Origin of the sequence: Streptomyces murinus, assembly GCF_002154555.1 — a bacterium.
Lineage (GTDB): Bacteria > Actinomycetota > Actinomycetes > Streptomycetales > Streptomycetaceae > Streptomyces > Streptomyces murinus.
Genome location: NZ_MUNF01000138.1, coordinates 1 through 20489, shown reverse-complemented (window position 1 = coordinate 20489; position 20489 = coordinate 1). Strand labels below are relative to the sequence as shown.

The 20489-nt window shown below is 72.8% G+C and carries 19 protein-coding genes; 6 read left to right on the top strand and 13 right to left on the bottom strand.

Annotated elements, in window-relative coordinates; all coding sequences use genetic code 11:
* Positions 1-466: 466 nt before the first annotated feature.
* Both CCN72_RS38935 and CCN72_RS10635 read right to left on the bottom strand, forming a co-directional pair.
* Entirely contained in the window at positions 467-778 is a 312-nt protein-coding gene (locus CCN72_RS38935; RefSeq protein ID WP_051850055.1) for a hypothetical protein, read from the bottom strand.
* A 103-nt stretch (positions 779-881) separates the two neighbouring features.
* Positions 882-1469: a TetR family transcriptional regulator gene (locus tag CCN72_RS10635; protein WP_086807303.1), complete on the bottom strand. Its 588-nt coding sequence runs from the start codon at positions 1467-1469 to the stop codon at positions 882-884.
* Positions 1470-1555: 86 nt separating this feature from the next.
* On the opposite strand from CCN72_RS10635, the gene CCN72_RS10630 reads away from it, so the two are divergent.
* Positions 1556-2485 (top strand): SDR family oxidoreductase, encoded by a 930-nt coding sequence (locus CCN72_RS10630; protein ID WP_086807302.1) that lies wholly within the window; start codon positions 1556-1558, stop codon positions 2483-2485.
* A 155-nt stretch (positions 2486-2640) separates the two neighbouring features.
* On the opposite strand, the gene rox is transcribed toward CCN72_RS10630, so the two are convergent.
* Positions 2641-4074 (bottom strand): rifampin monooxygenase, encoded by a 1434-nt coding sequence (gene rox / locus CCN72_RS10625; protein ID WP_086807301.1) that lies wholly within the window; start codon positions 4072-4074, stop codon positions 2641-2643.
* Between the two features lie 328 nt (positions 4075-4402).
* Between rox and CCN72_RS10620 the strand changes: the two genes are divergently transcribed.
* On the top strand, positions 4403-5209 hold the full coding sequence (locus tag CCN72_RS10620; protein WP_086807300.1) for an SGNH/GDSL hydrolase family protein: 807 nt from the start codon (positions 4403-4405) through the stop codon (positions 5207-5209).
* A gap of 48 nt (positions 5210-5257) precedes the next feature.
* Here CCN72_RS10620 and CCN72_RS10615 read toward each other — a convergent pair whose 3' ends face one another.
* The 9 genes from CCN72_RS10615 to CCN72_RS10575 form a co-directional block, all read right to left on the bottom strand.
* The gene (locus CCN72_RS10615) at positions 5258-5506 is read right to left on the bottom strand and encodes a hypothetical protein (RefSeq protein WP_086807299.1); all 249 of its coding nucleotides are present in this window, start codon (positions 5504-5506) and stop codon (positions 5258-5260) included.
* On the bottom strand, positions 5493-5750 hold the full coding sequence (locus tag CCN72_RS10610) for a DUF6400 family protein (RefSeq protein WP_086807298.1): 258 nt from the start codon (positions 5748-5750) through the stop codon (positions 5493-5495). Before CCN72_RS10610 ends, CCN72_RS10615 begins: the two co-directional genes overlap by 14 nt.
* Before the next feature lie 164 nt (positions 5751-5914).
* Complete coding sequence (rpmG, locus tag CCN72_RS10605; RefSeq protein WP_037653905.1) at positions 5915-6079, bottom strand: 50S ribosomal protein L33; 165 nt, start codon at positions 6077-6079, stop codon at positions 5915-5917.
* Positions 6080-6242: 163 nt separating this feature from the next.
* Positions 6243-7199 (bottom strand): hypothetical protein, encoded by a 957-nt coding sequence (locus CCN72_RS10600; protein WP_086807297.1) that lies wholly within the window; start codon positions 7197-7199, stop codon positions 6243-6245.
* A 142-nt stretch (positions 7200-7341) separates the two neighbouring features.
* The gene (locus tag CCN72_RS10595; protein ID WP_086807296.1) at positions 7342-8652 is read right to left on the bottom strand and encodes an FAD-dependent oxidoreductase; all 1311 of its coding nucleotides are present in this window, start codon (positions 8650-8652) and stop codon (positions 7342-7344) included.
* A gap of 78 nt (positions 8653-8730) precedes the next feature.
* Positions 8731-9870, bottom strand: a complete 1140-nt coding sequence (locus CCN72_RS10590; protein WP_086807295.1) for an XdhC family protein — start codon at positions 9868-9870, stop codon at positions 8731-8733.
* On the bottom strand, positions 9863-11998 hold the full coding sequence (locus CCN72_RS10585) for a xanthine dehydrogenase family protein molybdopterin-binding subunit (protein WP_086807294.1): 2136 nt from the start codon (positions 11996-11998) through the stop codon (positions 9863-9865). Before CCN72_RS10585 ends, CCN72_RS10590 begins: the two co-directional genes overlap by 8 nt.
* Positions 11995-12987, bottom strand: coding sequence for an FAD binding domain-containing protein (locus tag CCN72_RS10580; RefSeq protein ID WP_086807293.1), 993 nt, complete (start codon positions 12985-12987; stop codon positions 11995-11997). The genes CCN72_RS10585 and CCN72_RS10580 overlap by 4 nt, the downstream gene beginning before the upstream one ends.
* Complete coding sequence (locus CCN72_RS10575) at positions 12984-13556, bottom strand: (2Fe-2S)-binding protein (protein WP_086807292.1); 573 nt, start codon at positions 13554-13556, stop codon at positions 12984-12986. Before CCN72_RS10575 ends, CCN72_RS10580 begins: the two co-directional genes overlap by 4 nt.
* Positions 13557-13872: 316 nt before the next feature.
* On the opposite strand from CCN72_RS10575, the gene CCN72_RS10570 reads away from it, so the two are divergent.
* The 3 genes from CCN72_RS10570 to CCN72_RS10560 all read left to right on the top strand — a co-directional run bounded on the left by CCN72_RS10570 (position 13873) and on the right by CCN72_RS10560 (position 16073).
* Positions 13873-14442 (top strand): TetR/AcrR family transcriptional regulator, encoded by a 570-nt coding sequence (locus CCN72_RS10570; protein ID WP_172427405.1) that lies wholly within the window; start codon positions 13873-13875, stop codon positions 14440-14442.
* Positions 14443-14590: 148 nt separating this feature from the next.
* Complete coding sequence (locus CCN72_RS39575) at positions 14591-14746, top strand: DUF6131 family protein (RefSeq protein ID WP_086807291.1); 156 nt, start codon at positions 14591-14593, stop codon at positions 14744-14746.
* A gap of 223 nt (positions 14747-14969) precedes the next feature.
* Complete coding sequence (locus CCN72_RS10560) at positions 14970-16073, top strand: PP2C family protein-serine/threonine phosphatase (RefSeq protein ID WP_085563389.1); 1104 nt, start codon at positions 14970-14972, stop codon at positions 16071-16073.
* 19 nt (positions 16074-16092) lie between these two features.
* On the opposite strand, the gene CCN72_RS10555 is transcribed toward CCN72_RS10560, so the two are convergent.
* Positions 16093-18606, bottom strand: a complete 2514-nt coding sequence (locus CCN72_RS10555; protein WP_086807290.1) for a SpoIIE family protein phosphatase — start codon at positions 18604-18606, stop codon at positions 16093-16095.
* A 179-nt stretch (positions 18607-18785) separates the two neighbouring features.
* Between CCN72_RS10555 and CCN72_RS10550 the strand changes: the two genes are divergently transcribed.
* Positions 18786-20438 carry a penicillin-binding transpeptidase domain-containing protein gene (locus CCN72_RS10550; protein ID WP_086807289.1) on the top strand — a complete coding sequence of 551 codons (1653 nt, stop codon included), beginning with the start codon at positions 18786-18788 and terminating at the stop codon, positions 20436-20438.
* Positions 20439-20489 lie beyond the last annotated feature (51 nt).

Here is a 20489-nt window from a genome sequence, read left to right as displayed (position 1 = left end):
CGGGGCCAGGGGCGCTTCTCGCCTGCGCGGTCGCCGCACTCTGCACTCTCGCGGCGGCCCTGCGGGCCGGTGCCGCCGCACCCACCGGCCCCGCCTTCGCCGCGCCACCCACGCACCGCTCGGCGCCGCCCTCGCCGACGAGACCGGACCGGTCGGCGGGCGTACCGGGCCCGCATCCCGGGCTGGACGCGTCAACTCGCCTTGCGCGGCTCGGAACAGGCCTCGTTCACCGACGCGGAGGCCCTGCTCCCGCAGTTGGGGCTACCGGCGTCCGTCCTGACCGGCGCCCTCGGCACGATCGCTCCGGCCACGGCGATCCGCACGACCGCGGCGTATGTGCGGCGTAATTCGACCACTGGTTGCGCGGCCGCGACGGACGGCTGCCGGAGAGGCCGTCACCGATATATCCGGCCAGGGAGTTCGTGAGCTGAGGGCGCCGATGGGGCGGACGGGCAGGGGGCTTGCGTCAGCCCTGACCGCAGAAGGCGGGCACGTACTGGGCCAGCTGGTCCTTCACCCAGGGGTCGAACACGGCCAGCCGGCGCTTGGCCGCGGGGTCGAACCGCGCCAGCTGCCCCTCGATCCAGGGGTCGAGCCGGTGCCCGCCACGGTGAGCGGAGCAGCTGGGGCTGCCGGTCTGGCTCGCGGTGGTGCGGGCGGGGAGGTGCGCGGTGCTCTGCGGGGCCGCCGCCGCGGTCCCGGCGGTGGCGAGCAGGGCCCCACCGACCAGTGCCGCCGAAGCTCCGACCGTACCCGCGTGCCGTGCCAGCTTGATCATGTTCGTCTCCTTCCACTACGGCCGGTGACGAGCCCTGGGCACCATGTAGCGGATTGCCCGACTTTACGGCTCGACCGTCCGGTGGAGGCGTCTACCCCACCCGTCACACCTCACTCATCGGAGCGTTCCCGCCCAGGGCCACGGCCCTGAGCTCGTCCAGCGATTCCCGCGCCAGCCGGTCCAGCGGACGGGTCTCGTCGGCGACGATCCAGCGCTCGAAGGCCACCTTGAAGACGGCGACGCCGGTCTCGGCGGTGAGGCTGGCGACCGAGGGCGGGACGCCGCGGCCACGAAGGGTGTCGGTGAGGGCGGCGGCCAGGGAGGCGAGTTTGATCAGTTCACGTTCACGGAGTTCCGCGGTCGCCGAGATCACGGCCTGGCGTTTACGGGCGAAGTCGCGCCGCTCCTCGAACACCGCGCAGATCGCGTCCAGGCCCGCCGCCATCGCGTCGATCGGCGCGGCGGACGGTGGGGCACCGGCGACCGCCCGCGTGAACAGCTGTTCCAGTTCGATGGCGCCGGAGAACAGCACCTCGCGCTTGTCGGCGTAGTGCCGGAAGAACGTGCGCTCGGTGAGTCCCGCGCTCTTGGCGATCTCCGCCACGGTGGTCTGCTCGAACCCGCGTTCGCCGTACAGGTCCAACGCCGCCTTGGCGAGGCGCTCGCGTGTGTTCGGCTCCCATCTGCCCATGGCCCGCATCCTACGCGATGACAGCGACTGACATCAGTGCTAGCGTCGATGTCAGTAACTGACATCAAAGTGTCTGGGGATCTCTCATGCGTGTTTTCGTGACCGGGGCGTCCGGCTGGATCGGTTCGGCCGTCGTTCCGGAGCTCATCGGGGCGGGTCATCAGGTCGTCGGCCTGGCCCGCTCCGACGCCTCCGCCGAGACGCTGACCGCGGCCGGCGCCGAGGTCGTCCGGGGCAGCCTGGACGACCTGGACGTCCTGCGTGCCGCGGCCGCCGACTCGGACGGCGTGATCCACCTCGCTTTCAAGCACGACGTGGCCTTCTCCGGCGGCTTCCAGAGCGCCGCGGAGGCCGACCGCAGGGCCGTCGACGCGCTCACCGAGACGCTCGTCGGCAGCGACCGCCCGTTCGTGCTCGCCTCCGGATTGGCCGGGCTCAAGCCGGGGCGGGTGGCGACGGAGCAGGACATGCCGGTGATCGAGGGCGACTCGCCGGTCCTGATCCGTGCCATCACCGCGCAGGCCGTCCTCGCGTGCGCGGAGCGCGGGGTGCGGTCGTCCGTGGTGCGGCTCTCGCCCACCTGCCATGGCGACGGGGACAACGGCTTCATGACCTCCCTGATCGGCACCGCGCGGGAGAAGGGCGTCTCCGGCTACCCCGGTGACGGCGCCAACCGCTGGCCGGCCGTCCACCGGCTGGACGCGGCCCGGCTGTTCCGGCTCGCGGTCGAGAAGGCCCCGGCCGGCACGGTGCTGCACGGGGCCGCCGAGGAGGGTGTGCCGCTGCGTGAGATCGCCGAGGTGATCGGGCGTCAGCTGAAGCTGCCGACGGTGTCGGTGGGTGCCGAGGATCTGGCCGGGCACTTCGGCTGGATGAGCGGCTTCGTCGGCCTCGACGCCCCCGCGTCGAACGCCGCCACCCGCGCCCTGCTCGACTGGGACCCGACCGGGCCGAGCCTCCTCGCCGACCTGGAGGAGGGCCACTACTTCCGGGCCACCGAGGACAGCACCGTCTGACACCGAAGGACGGCCCCCGGGCGTGCGCGTCCGGGCGTGCGCGTCCGGGCGTGCGCGTCCGGGCGGCTCGCCCCGTGGGATTCCTTTGCGGGGCGGGATTCGGGGGCCGAGCCCGCTCCCGTGCCCGGCACACGTTCCGGCCGGGCCGGTGGCCCCTAGCGGGGCGCCCCGGGTGCGCCGAACCACCTCGGCAGTCGTTCGGCGAGGTCGGACGGGTCCTCGCCCGCCCAGGCCACATGGCCGTCGGGCCGCAGGAGTACGGCGGGGGCGTCCAGTTGGTCGCTGCCGTCGACGACGTGGTCGATCCGGTCGGCCCAGCCGGTCACGGAGAGGGTGCCGGTACGGTCGAGGAGCAGGCCGCGGCCCCGGTGCAGCAGTTCGTAGAGGCGTCCCTGCTTCAGGGGCATGTCTGGGAGGCGGCGGCCGAGGAGTTCGTGGCCGGTGCCGAGGTCGTAGCGGATGCCGGTCGCGATGATCTTCTCGGTCAGACACCGGTTCACCTCCTCGAAGTCCATGAGTTCCGAGAGCAGTCGGCGTACCGCCCGGGCCCCCGGTTCGAGGGAGACCAGTTCCATCTGGGCCCGGGTGTTGTCGAGCACGTCGGCGGCGACGGGGTGGCGTTCGCGCTCGTAGGTGTCGAGCAGCCCCTGGGGTGCCCAGCCATCGACCTCGGCGGCCAGTTTCCAGCCGAGGTTGAACGCGTCCTGGACGCCGAGGTTGAGCCCCTGTCCGCCCATCGGCGGGTGGACATGGGCCGCGTCGCCGGCCAGCAGGACGCGGCCGACCCGGTAGCGCTCGGCCTGCCGGGTGCCGTCGCCGAAGCGGGAGAGCCAGCGCGGCGCGTGGATGCCGAAGTCGGTGCCGGCGATCACCCGCAGTTGCCGTCGTACCTCGTCCAGGGCCGGCGGGGCCGTGCGGTCCTCGGCCACGCCGTCGGCCGGTACGACGAAGCGGTACACCCCGTCGTCGAGGGGACCGAGGCCGAACCGCAGCTGGGTCTTGCGGACCTCGGTCACCACGGCGTCCACCTCCTCGGGCGAGGCGGTCAGCCGGGCCTCGCCGAGCAGCGTGTCGACCCGGGAGGACTCGCCGGGGAAGGCGACGCCGAGCAGCTTGCGCACCGTACTGCGGCCGCCGTCGCAGCCCACGAGGTAGCGCGAGCGCAGTCGGGCGCCGTCGGCCAGTTCGACGGTCACCCCGTCCTCGTCCTGGCTCAGCCCGACCACCGCAGCGCCGCGGCGGATCTCGGCGCCCAGCTCCGTGGCGTGCTCGGCCAGCAGCCGGTCGGTGACGGGCTGCGGAATGCCGAGGACGTACGGGTGCGCGGTGTCCAGGCCCGTCGGCGACGGCTTGCGGATGCCCGCGAAGAAGCCATCGAGCGGGTACTTCTTGCCCTGGGCGAGGAAGCGTTCCAGCAGGCCGCGCTGGTCCAGCACCTCGATGCTGCGCGCGTGCAGCCCGAGTGCCCGGACGATCCGGGTGGGCTCCGTGTCCTTCTCCAGCACGACGGTGCGCACGCCGTGCAGCCGTAGCTCGGCGGCCAGCATCAGACCGGTCGGTCCGCCGCCCGCGATGATCACGTCGATCATGAAAGTCCTCACCCACAGCAGGCGTCCCACCTGCGGTTCGCCGTCCAGAGCGGAGATTGTGCGGCATGGGAGGGGCCTTGCCGCAAGGCCCCCCACCCGCTATAAGTTGAGAGTGGCAAGGAGTACGTACTCCTTGCCTTTTCCGTTTCCGTTCGGCCGTGCGGGTGACGTCCTTTCGGGTGAACGCCGGGCGAGCGGCGGTCCGGCCGGCATCCCGCACGATGCCGTCCACTCCGAGCCCCGGCCCCGGGTGCACTGACGGAGCGGATTGTCAAGGTCGCGGACCGTGACGAGGCGCGGGTGTCGTGGGTCCGCGATAAACGGGGGCATGAGACCGTTCCGCATCCAGTCCTGGGCCGCCGCCGTGTCCCTCGCGGGCGCCTGCACCCTCGCCGGTCCCGCCAGCGCACCGGCGGCGCCGAACCGCGCGGCCCTGGACTACGTGGCTCTCGGGGACTCCTACTCGGCCGGTGTCGGCGCCGGCGACTACCTCCCCGAGGGCGCGAGCTGTCTGCGCAGCAGCAGGGCGTACCCCGCGCTGTGGGCCTCGACGCACGCCTCGTCCTTCGCCTTCGCCGCCTGCAACGGCGCCAAGACCGGGGACGTGCTGAACAAGCAGCTCGGGGCGCTGAGCGGCCGTACCAACCTGGTCAGCGTCACCGCCGGCGGCAGCGACGCGAGCTGGGCCAAGGTGATGGGAATCTGCGCGCTGCCCGGCACCAAGGCGTGTCTCAACGCCATCGACACCGCGCGCGCCTACGTCGACAAGACACTGCCCGCGAACCTGGACCGGCTCTACTCGGGGATCAGGGGCAAGGCGCCGGGCGCCCGTGTCGTGGTGCTCGGCTATCCGCACTTCTACCAGCTCCACGGCACCTGCGCGCGGGGGCTCGAGGACACGGAGCGGGCGGCGCTCAACGCGGCCATCGACCACCTCGACGGCGTGATCGCCCAGCATGCCACCGGTCACGGGTTCGCGTTCGCGGACGCCCGGAGCGCGTTCGACGGGCACGAGATCTGTTCCGCGGGGCCGTGGCTGCGCAGCGTCGAGGTGCTGGACCTCACCGAGTCGTACCACCCGAACGCCTCCGGACAGTCCCTCGGCTATCTGCCCCTGTTCACCCGCGCGGCCTGAGGCCGGGCGCCCCGGCCCGGACGGCGCGGGATGCACGGACGTCAGCGGTCAGCGGTCGTCCGAGGCCCGGTTCCGTCGGCCCCGGCTCGCGCCGAAGCCCGTCTCGTGGTCCCAGACATAGGTGCAGGTCGGGCACTGGAGGTGGAGCATGCTGCCGGTGTTCGACAGCAGATAGCGCCAGTGCCGGGTGCATCTGCGGCGTTCCTCGCAGGTGGCGCAGCCCTGATGGTCCGAGCAGTTCGGGCAGGTCACCCAGGCGCGACGGCCGATGTCCGCCTGCGGATCAAGCGGTAGCACGGCCGTCTCCGCGCTCGGGCAGGACACCGGCGGCGACCAGCTGGTCGTAGATGCGCTGCTGCTCCTCGTCGAGGTCGGAGTAGAGCAGATCCTGGGCCGCGTCCTCGTCCCGCAGCGCCTTGACGGGGTCCCACGTGGGGCCGACGGCGTCCATGACATGGGCGCGCCGGAGCATCTCATGGGCGGTGAGGTCGACGGAGAACTCGACCGGCTGGGCGGACAGGGTGGGGTCATAAGCGGACATACATACGAACTTAGGTAGCCCTTCCCCGTCAGGACAAGGGCGGGTGGGGGACATCACAGCAGGTCGGTGGCCCGTGACGGCGGCCGGCCCGGTGCCGCCACGCGCGGAACCGGGCCGGTCGGTCATCGGGAAACACCGGGGACACCGGGGTCATCCCCCGAAGCTCAGCGCTCCTCGCGGAACGCGACGTGCTCCCCGGCGACCGGGTCGTACTTGCGCAGCACGAGGCGGTCGGGGTCGTTGAGACGGTTCTTTCGCGTCACGTAGGTGACGCCGGTCCCGGCCGTCGACCTCAGCCTGACGACGGGACGCGCGGTACTGCGTGCCATGGGATGCCTTTCCGCCCGGCGCTCGCTCTCGCCCTTCTCGGGCTCTGTTCCGGGCATGCCAATCAGCGCATGTAACGGGACTCCGACCCCGGATATTCCGGCACCGGCAGACGCTCACCGGCAGACCCCGCGCCCCGTCGCCACAGGCCCCCGCGCCTCGTCGTCACAGGCCGACGGTGGCCCTGCGCTGCGCCTGGTCGTACTCGGCGAGGGCCTCGCCGCCGAGGTGCCAGGGCCAGGAGGTGACGATGCCGCCCAGGGCCTCGAAGACGGGCGCGGCGTCACGGCGGCGGTCGGCGGCCATCAGGGCGTAGGCGAGCAGGTTGAGGTCGGCGAGCGCCTTGGCGTGGCGGAGGAAACCCGGCTGGGGCCAGGTGTGGGCCACCCGGTCGAGGGCCTGGGCGGCCATGGCGTGTGACCAGTGGTTGCGGGCCACCAGGGCCTCGAATCCGCCGCGGCCGAGGACGGAGTGGTACTGGAGGACCTGGGCGGTGAGTTCGATTCCCGCGCAGGGGGCGTTCGCCGGCATGCGGGCGCACAGGGTGTCCACGAACTCCAGGACCTGGATGCGCGAGCCGCCCTCCTCGGGGCTGAGGTAGCCGAGCATGCCGAGGTAGGCCTCGCGGTTCCAGCGGTCGCGGGCGAGCACCTCGTTCCACACGCCGAACGCCTGGGGCTGCGCCCAGCGTTGGAGGCGGGCCACCGCCAGCAGGGTGACCCAGGGGGTCGGGTCGTCGGGGGCGATCTCGGCGGCCCGCAGACAGAGGTCGGTGGCCTCGGAGGCGTCCTCCGGGCGGCCCTGGGCACGGGCGTCGGCGACCATCGTCCAGGCGTGCAGCACCAGCGCGTCGGCGCTGCGCGGCTCGCGCGCGGCCCAGGAGCGCGGCAGGTGTGACGCCGTCAGGAAGTCCGCCAGGACGTCGAGGCGGTGCGTACGGCGGTCCCAGTCACCCGGGTCCTGGTCGAGCAGGCGGGTGATCTGCGCCGCGCACAGGTCGGTCGTCGCGATCGTCCCCGTCCGGGTCGTCGCCCGTAGGGACTTGAGAAGTCTGCCCAGCTCCTGGTCGTCCAGCTCGGGAGCCAGACGCGTTCTCCTGCGGCGACTTGAAAGAAAAGCCATGGGGGGAGGCTAGGGGCGCTCGTCCCTTGCACAAGGTCTGCGCCAAGATCGTTATGGATTACCCCGCTTACCCGCGGTTACCTGTCCATTGGCTGGGAATTTCCTGTCCGGACGACACCCTGTCAGTAACTTTCCCCCGCCGTTACGACGCCTCGCCTTGACCCCCTCCACCGGCTCGGGCGGCCTTGCGAACCGCCGCCGCGGGGGGCCGCTCGCGCAGGGCGCCGTACGCGATGAAGTAGGCGGGCAGCCTGCGCAACCGACGTGATCCGGCGAGCAGATGGGCGATCCGCCGGGCCCGGTCCGCGTTGCCGAGCGGTGGCCGGCCCTCCAGCACGGGGCGGATGAGACGGGCGTGGGCCAGCCGCTGGAGTGTCTGGGTGGCGACCGTCGTGGGCCGGCGCCGGCGCTGCACCCCGCGCAGCTCGCGCTCGCTCACGGCGCCCCGGCGCAGCGGTCCGGCGAGATGGCGGGCGGCGGCCACGGCGTCCTGGACCGCGAGGTTGATGCCGATGCCGAAGACCGGGGACATGGCGTGGGCCGCGTCGCCGATGCACAGCAGTCCGGGGCGGTGCCAGCGGCGCAGCCGGTCAAGGCGTACGTCGAGGAGCTTGACCTCGTCCCAGGAGCGCAGGGCGTCGGTGCGGTCGGCGAGCCAGGGCACGGCGGCGGTGAACTGGGCCCGGAACCGGCCGAGTCCGGCGGCGCGGCGGCTGCCGTCGGTGCCTTTGGGGATGAGCGCGGCGCACTGCCAGTACTCGCCGCGGTCGATCATCGCGGTGAGGAAGCGGTCGCCCGCGCCGCCGACCAGCCCGCTCGGATCGCCCGTGCGGCGCGGCAGCCGGAACCACCAGGCGTCCATCGGGCAGTCGAAGGAGCGCGGGCCCAGCTCCCGCCGGGCGCGGGCGAGCGAGCCCCGGCCGTCGCAGGCGACGGTGAGCAGGGCGCGCAGTTCGCCGGTGCGGCCGTCGGCGGTGCGGTAGCGCACCCCGGCCACCCGCCCCGCCTCGGTCAGGAAGCCGGTGGCCTCCGTGTTCATCCGCAGACGGAAGGAGGGTTCGCGGCGGGCCTCGTCGGCGAGCAGGTCGAGGAGGTCCCACTGGGGCACCATCGCCACGTAGTTGTAGGGGCCACGCAGCACCGACAGGTCGGCGACGGTGACCTGCGGGCGGCCGGGGTCGACCGGCAGCCGTACGGTGCGCACCCGGCGCTGCGGCAGCCGGGCGAACCGCTCGGCCAGGCCCAGTTCGTCCAGCAGCGCCAGGGTGGAGGGGTGGACGGTGTCGCCGCGGAAGTCGCGCAAAAAGTCGGCGTGTTTCTCCAGCACCGTCACCTCGACGCCGGAGCGGGCGAGCAGCAGGGCGAGCACCATGCCCGCCGGGCCGCCGCCCACCACACAGCACACGGTCCGCTCCCCGGGGTCACCCGCGTCCACCCGGTCCACCGTGTCCATCGCGGTCCTGCCCTTCGCCGGAGCAGTAATTCATCGGACGATGAATATCCTGGTCCTACTCTACCCACCGTCCCCGGCTCATACGCCCGCCGCCACGGCGGGCGGCCGGTCCCGGTGGATCGGCGCCCGGCCGCCGGTCAGCGGCACCCCGGTGCCGCCCCGCCGGGCGGCGACGATCTCCGCGGCGATGGACAGGGCGGTCTCCTCGGGCGTACGGGCGCCCAGGTCGAGGCCGATCGGCGAGCGCAGCCGGGCCAGCCGGCGTTCGCTCACGCCCTCCGCGCGCAGCCGGCGCGCCCGGTCCTCGTGGGTGCGCCGGGAGCCCATCGCACCGATGAACGCCAGCGGCATGCCGAGGGCCACCTTGAGCAGCGGTACGTCGAACTTCGCGTCGTGGGTGAGCACGCACAGCACGGTTCGCGCGTCGGTCGCGGTGCGCCGCAGATAGCGGTGCGGCCAGTCGACCACCACCTCGTCGGCGTCGGGGAAGCGGGCCGGGGTGGCGAAGACGGGGCGGGCGTCGCAGACGGTCACATGGTGGCCGAGGAACTTGCCGGCCCGCGCCAGCGCCGAGGCGAAGTCCACCGCGCCGAAGATGATCATGCGCGGGGGCGGCACATCGGACTCGACCAGCAGGGTGAGGCCGCCGGGACAGTGCGAGCCGTCCGCGGAGATCTCCACCGTGGCGGTACGACCCGCCTCCAGCAGGGCGCTCGCCTCGGCCACCGCGGTCCGGTCGAGGTCCGGGTGGCCGCCGAGCGTGCCCTCATGGGCGCCCTCGGGCCGTACAAGCAGGGTTCGGCCGAGCAGGTCGGCCGGGCCGCGGGCGACCCGGGCGAGGGCCGCGGGCTCGCCCCCGGCGGCCAGCGCGAGGGCCGCGGCGAGCACCGGCCGGGCGGGCGCCTGGGCGCCCACCGGTGTGACCAGGACGTCGATCACCCCGCCGCAGGTCAGGCCCACGGCGAAGGCGTCCTCGTCGCTGTACCCGAACCGCTCGACGACGCTCCGGCCGCTCTCCAGCGCCTCCTGGCACAGGTCGTAGACCGCGCCCTCGACGCAGCCGCCGGAGACCGAGCCGATGACGGTGCCCGCGCGGTCGACGGCGAGGGCGGCGCCGGGATCGCGCGGGGCGCTGCCGCCGACCGCCACCACCGTGGCGACCGCGAACTCCCGCCCCTCGGCCAGCCATCGGGTCAGCTCGGCCGCCAGATCAAGCATCCGGCGCCCCCGCCGTCAGGACGCGGTCCGGACTGATCGGCAGATCGCGGTGGCGGGCGCCGGTCGCGTGCCAGACGGCGTTGGCGACGGCGGCCGCGGCACCCACGATGCCGATCTCGCCGATGCCCTTGATGCCGACCGGGTCGTCCGGGTCCGGGTCCTCGATCCAGTCGGCCTCGATGCGCGGGACGTCGGCGTGGGTCGCGACGTGATACCCGGCGAGGTCGGCGCCGACGAGGCCGCCCGAGGCGCGGTCGCGCAGCGCCTCCTCGTGCAGGGCCATGGAGATGCCCCAGGTCATGCCGCCGAGGAACTGGTTGCGCGCGGTGAGCGGGTTGATGATGCGGCCCGCCGCGAAGATCCCGAGCATCCGGCGCACCCGCACCTCACCGGTGCCGGCGTCCACCGCCACCTCGGCGAACTGGGCGCCGAAGGAGTGCCGTTCGGCGGCGGCGAGCGCGCCGATGGCCGCGGTGGTGTCGGAGCGGACGGTGATGCCCTCGGCCGGGATGTCGGCGCCGAGGGCGAGCCGCTCGCGCAGTTCCTCGGCCGCGATCGTGACGGCCCAGGACCAGGAGCGGGTGCCCATGGAGCCGCCGGCGATCATCGCCGGCCCGAAGGCGCTGTCGCCGATACGGACCCGGACCCGCTCGGGTGCGACGCCGAGCGCGTCCGCGGCGACCAGGGTGAGGGCCGTACGGGCGCCGGTGCCGATGTCGGCGGCGGCGATCCGGACGGTGAAGGCGCCGTCCGGGTGGGCGGTGGCGGTCGCCGTGGAGGGCGCCGCGCCCGCCTGGAAGGAGGCCGCCGCGGTGCCGGTGCCCAGCAGCCAGCGGCCGTCGCGGCGCGTGCCGGGGCGCGGGTCGCGGTCGGCCCAGCCGAACCTGCGGGCGCCCTCCCGGAAGCAGTCGGCCAGCCGTCGGCCGGCGAACGGCAGGCCCGAGACCGGCCCCCGCTCGGCGTCGTTGCGCAGCCGCAGTTCGATCGGGTCGAGCCCGCAGGCGACGGCGAGTTCGTCCAGCGCGGACTCCAGCGCGAACGAGCCCGGTGCCTCGCCCGGGGCGCGCATGAAGGTCGGGCTCGGCACATCGAGCCGTACCACGCGGTTCTCGGTGCGGTGGGCATCCGCGTCGTACATCACCCGCGCCACCCCGGCGCTGGGCTCCACGAACTCGTAGACCGTGGAGGTGTGGCTGAGGGCGCGGTGCTCCAGGGCGCGCAGCCGTCCCTCCGCGTCCGCGCCGAGCCTGATCCGCTGGACGGTGGGGCTGCGGTGGCCGGCCAGGGTGAACATCTGACGGCGGGTCATGACCACGCGCACCGGGCGCCCCACCACGCGCGCGGCCATCGCGGCGGCCACCTGATGGGCGCGCACGCCCTTGCTGCCGAAGCCGCCGCCGACGTGTTCGGAGCGCACCCGTACGGCGGCCGGGTCGAGCGAGAAGAGGCCGGCGAGGTCGCCGCCGACCCAGGTGGCGCCCTGGTTGGAGTCGACCACTTCGAGGCGGCCCTCGTCCCACACGGCGGTGGCCGCGTGCGGCTCCATCGGGTTGTGGTGCTCTTCGGGAGTGGTGTACTCGGCATCCAACACCACGGCGCAGGCGGCGAGTTCGGCCTCGATGTCACCCTTCTCCGTCAGCGCGGGCATGACGCCGTCCAGCGCGTAGGCGTCGGGGGTCTCCGCGGTGAAGTCGGTGCTGTGCGGCTCCGGTTCGTAGTGCACCACGAGCGACTCGGCTGCCTCCCGGGCCTGTTCGGAGGTCTCGGCCACGACGAGCGCCACCGGCCAGCCCAGGTGCGGCACCCGGTCGTGCTGGAAGACGGCACAGGTCGGGTCGGGCCGCATGCCCAGCAGGCTGGGGAAGTCGGTGTCCAGGCGCAGTGCGTTGCGGTGGTCGAGGACCGCGAGGACACCGGGCATGGCGAGCACCGCGTCGGTGTCGAGGGCGCTGATCCGGCCGCGGGCGACCGTGGAGAGGACCAGCCAGCCGTGGGCGAGGTCGGTGAACGGGATCTCGCCCGCGTACCGGGCGGCGCCGGTGACCTTCGCCACGCCCTCCACGCGGGTGCGGGCGGTGCCGACGGACGGCGCGCGGGTGGCCGTCCCGGTGGCGGTGACGGTGGTCATCGGGCGGCCTCCTCGGCGAGTTCGGTGAGTACGGCCACGACGAGGTTGCGCATCAGGGTCACCTTGTATCCGTTGTGCGGCAGCGGCCGGGCGGCGGCCAGTTCGACCTCGGCCGCGGCGGCGTAGGTCTCGGGTACGGCAGGCGCCCCGGTCAGCACCTCTTCGGCGGCCCGGGCCCGCCAGGGCCGGGAGGCGACCGCGCCGAGGGCGAGGCGCGCCTCGCGCACGACGCCGTCCCTGATGTCGAGCGCGGCCGCGAGGGAGCCGATGGCGAACGCGTACGAGGCGCGCTCGCGGACCTTGCGGTAGCGGGAGCGGGCGGCGACCGGCGCGGGCGGCAGGACGACACCGGTGATCAGCGCGCCGGCCGGCAGTGCGGTCTCCAGATGCGGGGTCCCGCCGACCGGCAGATAGAACTCGGTGAGCGGCAACTCGCCCGGCCCGTCGGCGGTTTCGTAGTGGACGACGGCGTCGAAGGCGGTGAGCGGGACGGCCATGTCCGAGGGGTGTACGGCCACGCAGTGCTCGGAGGCGCCGAGGATCGCGTGATTGTGGTGCTCACCCTCGACGGCGGGGCAACCACTGCCCGGGATCCGCTTGTTGCAGGGCTGGGTGACATCGGCGAAGTAGCCGCAGCGGGTGCGCTGGAGCAGATTCCCGCCGACGGTGGCCATGTTGCGCAGCTGTCCGGAGGCACCGGCCAGCACGGCCTGGGCAAGCGCCGGGTAGCGGCGGCGGACCTCGGGGTGGGCGGCGAGGTCGGCGTTGGTGACGGTGGCGCCGATGCGCAGACCGCCGTCCCGCGTCGACTCGACCCGGTCCAGCGGGAGTTCACGGATGTCGATCAGCCGGGTGGGGCGTTCGACACCGGTCTTCATCAGGTCCACGAGGTTGGTGCCGCCACCGAGGTAGCGGGTGTCCGGGTCGGCGCCGAGCAGGGCGATAGCGCCCGCGACATCGCCGGCCCGCCGGTAGTCGAACTCCCTCATGCCACGGCCTCCTCGGACTCGGTCACGGCAGCCGTGCGTTCGCCGTCCGCCGCCGCCCTGGCCACCGCCTCGACGATGGCGACGTAGGCACCGCACCGGCACAGGTTGCCGCTCATGCGCTCCCGGATCTCCGCAGGCGTCAGCGGGGGCGGTCCTGCCTCCGGCCGGATGTCGTCGGTGACGGCGCTCGGCAGGCCCTCCGCGTGTTCCCTGAGCACCCCGATCGCCGAACAGATCTGCCCCGGGGTGCAGTAACCGCACTGGTAGCCGTCGAGTTCGAGGAACGCCTGCTGCACGGGGTGCAGCCGGTCCCCCTCGGCGACGCCTTCGATCGTGGTGATCTCCCGCCCCTCGGCCGCCACCGCCAGTTGCAGACAGGCGACCGCCCTGCGCCCGTCCAACAGGACGGTGCAGGCCCCGCATTGCCCTTGATCACAGCCTTTCTTGGTGCCGGTCAGGGTGAGTCGTTCACGCAGTGCGTCGAGCAGGGTGGTGCGGTGGTCGACGGGCAGTGTGAACTTCTCGCCGTTGATGTGCAGGGTGATGACACTGGACGTCGGGGAGGCCATGGCAGCTTCTTTCGCGTTTCCAGAAACACAGGGTGTGCAGAGCCGTTGTATGCCGAACCGTGTATGCCGAGCCGTTTTGTATCGAGCCGTCGGTGTGCGGAGCGATGATGTGGAGGCGGTACGGACCGCCGTGCCGGGGCCGGTGCGGACCGCCGTGAGGGGGGTGCGGCAACCTGATGGCTGCCGCAGTGGCGGTTCCGCGGCTATCGTGGAGTCAACCGGACAACTGTCCGTTACTTCAGAAACGTAACGGACACCTGTCCGCTTAGCAAGGGCGAGGTTCGGCCACGACCCTCGGGGAGGACGAGTGCCACACATGAAGGACTCACCACGGCGCTCGGACGCGCAGCGCAACCGCGAACGCATCCTGGAGGTGGCCCTCGCCGAGCTGTCGCGCTGCCCGGACGTCCCGCTGAGCGCCATCGCCCGCAAGGCGGGCGTCGGGCAGGGGACGTTCTACCGCAACTTCCCCAACCGCGAGGCGCTGGTCCTGGAGATCTACCGCCATGAGATGGGGCATGTCGCGGACAGCGCGGCCCAGTTGCTGGACACCCGGCCACCCGCGCAGGCCCTGCGCGCCTGGATGGACCGGCTCTCCGAGTTCGCCATGACCAAGGCCGGTCTGGCCGGCGCGATCCGGCAGGTCACCGGCGCGCCGGGCGGCCCGGCCAAGCCCGCGCACACCCCGGTGACCGACGCGGCCGCGCTCCTGCTGCGGGCCAACGAGGAGGCCGGCACCATCCGGCCCGGCGTCACCGCGGACGACTTCCTGCTGGCCATCGCCGGCCTGTGGCAGCTCGACCCCCGCGAGGACTGGCGGCCGCGCGCCACCCGGCTCCTGGACCTGGTGATGGACGGACTGCGCCGGGGCGCGCCCGAGGGCTGAGCCGCGGCGCGAGCGGGGGCGGTCACGCCGGAAGTGTCCGCAGCGGCTCCGCCGGACGTACCCGGTCAGATTTTCGCGTCCCGGATGATGACTCGGCGTACTTCGGGGCACCCGACTACCAGGAACGTTCGTCGACAGGAGGCGGGCCATGATCGCCCTCGGCATCATCTTGCTCATCGTCGGATTCCTCACCGGGATATCCATTCTGTGGACCATCGGGATCATCCTTCTCGTGGTCGGCGCGGTGCTGTGGATCCTCGGATCGATGGGACACGCGGTCGCCGGCCGCCGGCACTACTGGTGAACCGGTCCCCCGGCCGGGCGTCCCGGTCCCCCGGACCGGTCCGCCGGCCCCCGGGGACCGGAACATGCCGCTGAGTGGAGCAATGACCGGTGCGGCGCGGACCCGCGCACCAGGCTGGATCCTTGTCCAGCCCGTGTGACAGGAGTCCCGTGTGCGAAGTCCACGCCGCCAGCCGGAGGTCGGTGCCGCCACGCGCACCGGAGCGCCGGCGCCTCCGGGCTGGATGCGCTGGCTCCCGGTGTTCTACGTCGCGGGCGTACTGATCCTCGAACCGATCACGCCCGTCGACTGGCCCGTGAGCTTTCTGCTGGTCGCCCTGCCGCTGGTGACCGCGTTCGCGCACGGACCGTACGCCGTCGCGGGCGCCACGGTCTTCGCGGTCGGTATGGAGGCGGTCCTGGCCGGCACGCCGTGCTGCGCGGGCCGCCCGGTCGGCTATCTGTGGGACCGCCACTACGTCGCCGACTACGTGTGCACGGCCCTGGTCGGCGCGCTCGGCACGATCCTCGCCGCGCACCGCATCCGCCGTGAACGCACCCTGGCCGACGTACGGTTCGTGGCCGATATCGCGCAGCGCGTGCTGCTGCGGCCGCTTCCGCAGCGGATCGGCAATCTGCGCCTGGAGAGCCTCTATCTGTCCGCGGCCGCGGAGGCACGCATCGGCGGCGACCTCTACGAGGCCGTGCCCACCGCGTTCGGGGTACGGCTGCTCATCGGCGATGTGCGCGGCAAGGGACTGCTCGCGGTGGAGACGGCCGCGGCGCTGCTCGGCGCGTTCCGCGAGGCCGCGCACGACGAGCCCGATCTCGCCGCCCTGGCCCTGCGCATGGAGCGCAGCATGACGCGCCGGGCCGAGCACCTGGGCGGCAGCGAGATCGGCGAGCGGTTCGTGACCGCGATCTTCGCCGAGATCCCGGCCGACGGGAGGGTCATCCGGGTCGTCAACTGCGGTCATCCGCCGCCGCTGCTGATCCGCGCCGACGAGGTGCGGGAGCTGGACAACGGGTGCTCGGGCCCCCCGCTGAACCTCGGTGTGCTGCTGCCGGACCCGCACCATGTCGACAGCTACCCCTTCGAGCCCGGTGAGCAGCTGCTGCTGTACACGGACGGCGTCACCGAGACCCGGGACGCGTCCGGCACCTTCTACCCCCTGGCGCAGCGCCTGCGCTCCTTCGGCCCGCTGCCCCCGCACGAGCTGCTGGAGCGGCTGCACCACGATCTGCTGGAGTACAGCGGCGACAACCTCCAGGACGACACGGCGGCCCTCGCGGCGTGTCTGCTCGCCGACGACGGGATCCGCGCCGTGGACAAGCCGCACACGTCCTAGCCGAGCCGCCATCCGTCTCCTAGGGAGTCTCCCGCTCGTCGGGGATCCGGTACTCGGCGGAGGCCCGCTGCTCGGCGGGGATCTTCTGCTCGGCCCAGATGATCTTTCCCTCGCCGGTGTAGCGGGCTCCCCAGCGCAGCGACATCTGGGCGACGAGGAACAGTCCGCGGCCGCCCTCGTCGGTGCTGCGGGCGTGCCTGAGGCGAGGCGCGGTGCTGCTGGCGTCGGCGACCTCGCAGGTCAGCCGGGAGTCGCGGAGCAGCCGTACCCGGATCGGCGGGGCGGCGTAGCGGATCGCGTTGGTGACCAGCTCGCTGACCAGGAGTTCCGTCGTCATGGCCAGCTCCCCGAGGCCCCATTCGGTGACCTGGCGGGCGGCCAGGGCGCGGATCTCGCCGACGGCTGCGGGGTCGTCCGGGACGTCCCAGGAGACGGCGTGGTCGGCGCCAAGGGCATGGGTGCGGGTCAGCAGCAGCGCGATGTCGTCGGGCTGCGGCCCGGGGATCAGGTCGCGTACGGCGGTGCCGCACAGCTTTTCGAGGTCCGGCTCGGGACGGGCGAGGGCCTCGGCGAGCCGGGCCATACCGCGCTCGACGTCGTCGCAAGCCTGGATGAGGCCGTTGGTGAACAGGCCGAACAGGCTGTGCTCGGCCAGCTCGATCTCGGTGGCCTCGAACGCCATGCCGCCCAGGCCCAGCGGGGGGCCCGCGGGGATCTCCGGGAAGTAGGCGGGCCCGTCCGGGGGCACGACGACGGGCGGCGGGTGGCCGGCGCGGGCCATGGTGCACCGCCGGGTGACGGGGTCGTACACGGCGTAGAGGCAGGTCGCGCCGGTGAAGGCGGCCGTGCCCCGGGCGTCGGCGCCGGAGAAGGACTCCTCGCCGCCCAGCCGCAGCACGAGGTCGTCCAGGTGGGCGAGGAGCTCGTCCGGGGGCAGCTCCATGTCGGCGAGGGTCTGTACGGCGGTGCGCAGCCGTCCCATGCTCGCGGCGGCGCTGATGCCGTGTCCCACCACATCGCCGACGACGAGCCCGACCCGCGCCCCGGACAGCGGGATCACATCGAACCAGTCGCCGCCGACGCCGCCCGCCGAGTCGGCCGGGAGGTAGGAGGAGGCCACGTCCAGCGCGGTGCCGCCGGTCAGGGCCGGGGGCAGCAGGCTGCGCTGGAGGGCGAGGGCGGCCGTGTGCTCCCTGGTGTAGCGGCGGGCGTTGTCCAGGCAGACCGCCGCCCTGGCCACCAGTTCCCGGGCCAGCAGCACGTCGTCGGAGCCGAAGGGCGCCGGGTTGGTCGTACGGGCGAAGGTGGCGAGGCCGAGCGCGGTGTTGCGGGCCCGCATGGGGACGGAGATCAGGGAGTGGATGCCGAATCGGCGGATGCGGTCGGGGCGCCGCGGCTCGGCGGCGGCCCAGGAGTCCTGGTCCGCGTCGAGGACGGGGATGAACAGCGGGTCGCCCTTGATGAGCGTCCTGGCGTCGTACGGCGGGCCGAGGAAGCCGACCCGGTCGCCGACCCGGTAGACGGCCTCGGGGCAGCCCTCGCGCACCGAGCGCACGGCGGCGCGGCGCAGCGCGGGCTGGGCGGGCGCTGATCCGGCGTCGTCGAGCAGCGCCTCATGGGTCTCGCTGCCGAGCACCGGTTCGAGCAGGTCCACGACCACGAAGTCGGCGAAGCGCGGGACGGCGAAGTCGGCCAGTTCCTCGGCCGTGCGCAGCACGTCCAGGGTGGTGCCGATGCTGGTGCCGGCCTCGTTGACCATGGACAGGATCCGGCGGGCGGCCCAGCGTTCGGTGACGTCCAGGACCATGTAGCAGATGCCGGTGACGGTGTCGTCGGTGTCCACCAGGGGGAAGAACGACGCCGAGTAGGCGTGTCTGCGGTGCGGGTCGGCCCAGCTCCAGCCGTCGTACTCGTAGTCGGTGACGGGCACGCCGGTGGCCAGCACCTTGCGCATCAGCTTTTCCAGGGCCTCGCCCTGCAACCCCGGCAGCAGTTCGCTCAGGCGCCGGCCGAGCCGCTCCTCCTGGGGTACCCCGCCGAGCTGTTCCAGGGTGCCGTTCACCCATACGTAGCGCAGATCGCGGTCCAGGACGGCCATGCCGACCGGGGAGCGGGCCAGGAATCCGTCGAGGACGGACTGGGCCATGGTCCACCGCCCGCGCTCCTCGCGCGCCGACAGCAGGAAGCACTCCCGGCCGTCCATACGGAAGGCGGCCGAGACCCGCAGCAGGACATCGAGCGGACGGCCGTCGCGGTGCCGCACCCGGATCATGCCGCTCCAGCCGTTTCCGGCGCGGCAGCGGTCCGCGATGCCGCCGACCCGGGCGGGGGCCTCGGGCTCGGCGAGCAGGCGCCCGGCGGAGGCGCCGACCATCTCCGGCGCGGAGTAGCCGAGCAGTGCCTCGGCACCGCGGGTCCAGCCCACCACCGCACCGTCCCGCGAGATCACCGCGGCCGCGTCCGTGGACGCGTCGAAGAGGTCCGCCGACCCCACGGACGTGGCTGCGGTGTCGCTCTTGCGCGCTGGTTCCATCAGTCTCACTTTTACACCAGTATCGGCCGGTTTAATCGTCCGATGGCCGGGGACAGTGGCACCGCCGGGGCCGGCGAGTCCCTCCATGCCTGATTTTTGAGCGGTCCGTATTGACATTCCGGTAACGATCTCGCCGTAGTCGTCTCGTCACTTCATGGAACGTACATACGATCCGGCGCATGAACAGAGCTGTGAAGATCGGCATTGCCGGTACGTCCACCGCGCTGCTCGTTCTGGGGGGAATAGGCACCTACAACCTCCTGCACGGGCTGACCGGCGGTACGGCCGGGGACCGGGCGCAGGACACGGGATTCGACCCGTCGGCGGCCTCGACCACGCCGCCCTCCGGAACCGAGGCGGTGAAGTCGGCCCGGGCCTTCCTGGACCACTGGTCCGGGCAGAACGTCGGCGGTGCGGCCGCCGAGACCGACGAGCCGGACGCGGCCGCCGTGGCCCTGCGGCAGTACAAGGACGGGCTGCACCTGGTGAAGGTGACGTTCGACAACGTTCTCCCGGCCGGTCCGTCGAATGTGACCCCGGGGGCGACGAAGGTCACCTTCACCGTCACCGCGCAGGTGGCGGGCGGCAGTTGGAGCTATCCGAGTGCGGTGGCCGTGCGCAAGAGCGACAACGGCGCGACGGCGGTGCACTGGAACAACTCGGTGCTGTACCCGGGTCTCGGGGACGACCAGTCGCTGACCGCGGGCACGCTGCCCGCGGGTTCGAGCGACGCGAAGGTGGTGGCCAGTGACGGCAAGACGGATCTGACGGGGTTCGACTCGCTGCGGGACATCGCGGCGACGATCCGGCAGCACGGCGAGGCCACCGGCGGCCGTGCCGGCACCGGCGTGGCCGTCGTGGACTCCGACGGGGCCGGTGTGAAGACGCTGAAGACGTTCAAGAAGGGCACCGCGCCGGTCATCAGGACGACGATCGACGCGCGGCTCCAGTCGGCGGCCGAGCAGGCGGTGAAGGACCCGCATCTCGGGGGCAGGCCCGCCGGTTCGGTGGCCGTCGACTGGAGCAACGGACACATCCTGGCGGTCGCGCACACGGGCGCGGACGGGGACATCGCCATCAACGGCATCAAGTCCCCCGGCTCCACCATGAAGATCATCACGTCGGCGGCCCTGTTCGACAAGGCCGGCCTGACCCCGGCGAGTCCGGCGCCGTGCACCGACTCCCTGACGGCCAACAGCCAGTCGTTCCACAACGACCCCGGCGTGAAGGCGAATCCGGGGTCGAATATCGCGCAGGCCTTCGCCGTCTCGTGCAACACCTCCTTCATCAAGGACGGCTTCCACTACCTCGTGCACGACGGTGACGCCTCCGCCCTGCACGACGAGGCCGTGAACGTCTTCGGCATGGGCAGCTGGTCCATCGGCGGCGGGGTCGCCACCTCCGACCCGAGCATTCCGGTGGACGCCCAGGGCAGCGACCAGGCGGCCCAGTTCATCGGGCAGGGCAAGGTCACCGCCACACCGCTGTTCATGGCGTCCGTGGCGGCCACCGTGCGGGGCGGCGGCTTCCGGCAGCCCATCATCCTGCCGGGGCAGCCGCAGACGAGCGCGCCGCGGCCCATCACGCCCCGCACCGCGGGCTATCTCCAGTCGATGATGCGCGCGACCGCCACCGGTGGCACCGCCGCACCGCGGCTCAGCGGCCTCGCCGGTGTCGGCGCCAAGACGGGCACCGCCGAGGAGGGCGACCACACCAACGGCTGGCTGACCGCCTACAACGCGCACATCGCGGTCGCGGCCCTCGTCGAGGGCGGCACCTCCGGTGTGGACTCCGCCGGTTATGTCGTACGACGCCTGCTGACGACCGACTGATCACTCTGTGCCCCGGCTCGGTGAAGGCCACCGGGCCGGGGCCCGGGAATC